The 1,474-nt window shown below is 63.5% G+C and carries 4 protein-coding genes; all 4 read left to right on the top strand.

Features of this window, described 5'->3' with window-relative positions:
* Positions 1-224: hypothetical protein (locus EPD66_RS24240; protein ID WP_221931106.1), on the top strand; the 224-nt coding region annotated here is incomplete at its 5' end.
* A complete protein-coding gene (locus tag EPD66_RS23620) occupies positions 212-565 on the top strand; it encodes an XRE family transcriptional regulator (RefSeq protein ID WP_142851015.1) in 354 nt (117 codons plus the stop codon). The genes EPD66_RS24240 and EPD66_RS23620, both read left to right, overlap by 13 nt.
* Positions 555-824, top strand: a complete 270-nt coding sequence (locus EPD66_RS23625) for a hypothetical protein (protein WP_142851016.1) — start codon at positions 555-557, stop codon at positions 822-824. The genes EPD66_RS23620 and EPD66_RS23625 overlap by 11 nt, the downstream gene beginning before the upstream one ends.
* A 129-nt stretch (positions 825-953) precedes the next feature.
* A partial coding sequence (locus EPD66_RS23630) for a DUF3164 family protein (protein WP_255448627.1) occupies positions 954-1,474 on the top strand: 521 nt, incomplete at its 3' end.

The raw sequence follows: 1,474 nt of genomic DNA on the forward strand, positions 1-1,474 counted from the left end.
AGGCTGCGTCCCATGCCTCGATCTATCTCAACCGCCTTGCCGAGGCAGGGTATTTGCGCCGCCTGCCCAAGCGCCAGCCCAGCGATGTACCGGGCAGCCAGGGCTATGTCCGCTACCAGCTGCTCCTGGATACCGGGCCTGAATCTCCGGTTGCCCGCAAGCGCAACGGTAACTGGGAGGTCTATGACCGTAACACCAAGCAGGTGCTTCCATGCGTGCGTTAGAGATCGCCCGCGATGCGGTGGAGCATCACAACGCCGCTAACGGTGGCAAGGGCGGCATCACGGCCGTGGCCGGCAAGATCGGCTATTCGCGCACGGCTCTATCACTGTATTTGGCGGCGAAATATCCGGCCAATGACGTCGCCAAGATCGAGGCGGCGATCCTGGCCAAGCTGGTCGGCCGCATCCAATGCCCGCATCTGGCTACGGATCTGTCGGTAGAGGTTTGCGCCGGTTACGCCGCCCGCCCGATGCCCCTGTCGAGCCCATCCCAACTACGCCATTGGCAGGCCTGCCAGGACTGCCCCAACGCCCGCAAGGAGGGCCAAAATCATGCTGAGTAATGACCTGGAAGAGATGGCCAACGCCCTGGGCGCCGCTGTGGAGCAGGGCCGCATCAATGATGCCCTGGCAAACCGCGTGGCGGTGATGCTGCGTGACCGAGCCGAGGACGCCCGTGCCTTGGAAGCCGTAGCCATGCCGGCCCGCGCACGGATCAATCCGGCCGAGCTACCCGAAAACGTGATCGAAATCGCCAGCATCCTGCATCGCAAGGGCGTCCGCACCGCCCGGCGACTGCCCACCGGAGGTGACGCCGCATGATGCTGCTACGCCGCCTATTGCAGGCCCTTGGATGGCATGCGCACCGGCCTGCGTCTGTCCCCCCGCCAATCCCCCATCCCGAGCGCCTGTTGCTCGGCAAATCCATAACGCCGTGAGGAAGGAAAAGAGATGATGAGCGAAATCACGAACAGCCTGCCCGAGATCCCCGAGGGCTACATGAAAGACGCCAAGGGGCGCCTGGTGCCCGAGCATCTGGTGACGGCGGAAGACAAGCTGGAAGACCAGATGGTGCGCAAGGTCCTGGGCTATGCCGACGAGCTGAGCGCCCAGATCGCCCGCTTCAAGGGCCATACCTTCGAGGATGTGGGCGCCTTCTTGTCCCTGATCGCGGAGAAGTACCAGTCCAAGCGCGGCGGCCAGAAGGGCAACATGACCTTCACCACCTATGACGGGACCATGAAGATCCAGGTCCAGGTGGCCGACAGCATCACCTTTGGGCCGCAGTTGCAGATCGCCAAGGATCTGATCGACGAATGCATTGCCGAATGGGCGGAGGGCGCGCCGGACGAGATCCGCGCCTTGGTCGAATACGCCTTCCGAACCGACAAAGAGGGGTTGGTCAACCGCGAAGCCATCTTCGCCCTGCGCCGCATCGACATACAGGATCGGCGCTGGCAGCAGGCCATGAC

The organism is Telmatospirillum sp. J64-1, assembly GCF_006980715.1.
GTDB classification, from domain to species: Bacteria; Pseudomonadota; Alphaproteobacteria; order Rhodospirillales; family Magnetospirillaceae; genus Oleiliquidispirillum; species Oleiliquidispirillum nitrogeniifigens.